1 protein-coding gene is annotated in these 1,068 nt (G+C 61.1%); it reads left to right on the top strand.

The window, feature by feature from the left end:
* Nucleotides 1-96: 96 nt before the first annotated feature.
* A partial coding sequence (locus LH62_RS30020) for an MCP four helix bundle domain-containing protein (protein ID WP_160299746.1) occupies nucleotides 97-1,068 on the top strand: 972 nt, incomplete at its 3' end.

Raw genomic sequence — 1,068 nt, forward strand, 5'->3', positions numbered from 1 at the left:
CAACTCATTGGTTATTAGTGCCTCGTTAATACGAGATCGTTATCACAAGTCTGATCAAACTGCGGGCTCACGCCTGCAATGGCAGACGGGATGACAATGACCTTCCTCAGCAAAATGAGTGTCCGCACCAAGCTCATGAGCGCCTTCGGAGCTCTCTTCCTGGTCCTTACAGGCCTAGGTGCGAGTTCTGTGCAGCAGATCTGGCAGATGGATGCCGTCGCCAGCGACATGGTCGATAACTGGATGCCCTCCATCGACTCCCTGGGTCGGGTGACTGCGGCTATTGGCCGCCACCGCTCTGCTGTTGCGAGTATGGTGCTCGCTGAGGATGCTCAGGTGCTTCAGGCTGCCAAGCAGCGTCATGATCGAGCGACAGAAGCGTTCAATACGTCTTGGCGCGTTTATGAGCCGCTGATCACGCCTGGAGAAGAACGGCAGCATGCAGATGCAATGCGATCCGCATGGTTGGAGTACAAAGGCATTGCTGATCAGGTAATCGCCGAAACGATGGCCGGCAATCGTTCGGGCGCCAACTCTCGTTTCATCACCACCATCCCACCTTATACTCGGGCGCTTGAAGCAGCCGACAAAGGCTTGAACTTCAACACGCAGATGGGACAGGTCGCAGCCGTTGCTGCCCACGCGGCATCTGCGCGCGCGGTGTGGGTAATTAGCGTTGTCACCATGTTCGCCGCCGCCATGACGCTGGCCTCGGTGCTTTGGTTGAATGCGAGCATCATCAAGCGCATTGCCCGGCTGGCCGGGGTGATGCGCCAGCTGGCCAAGCGCGATTATGCCTTCGACCTTCCTTGTGTGACGATGCCCGACGAAATTGGCGACATGGCTCGTGCAGTGCAGGAGTGCCGCGCGGGGCTGCAGGAGGCCGACCGGCTGGCGGCGGAGCAGGCGCGGCTGCAAGAGATCGAGACCCGGCGTGCGGCCCATCTGGCGGACCTGACGCGCGGGTTTGAGGGAGCGGTGGGGCAGCTGTCCAGCACCCTGGCCTCGGCGGCGACGGAGCTGCAGGCGACCTCGGCGGTGATGTCGGGCAGTGCCGGCCAGGCCAGC

The organism is Belnapia sp. F-4-1, from assembly GCF_000802185.1.
GTDB lineage: Bacteria > Pseudomonadota > Alphaproteobacteria > Acetobacterales > Acetobacteraceae > Belnapia.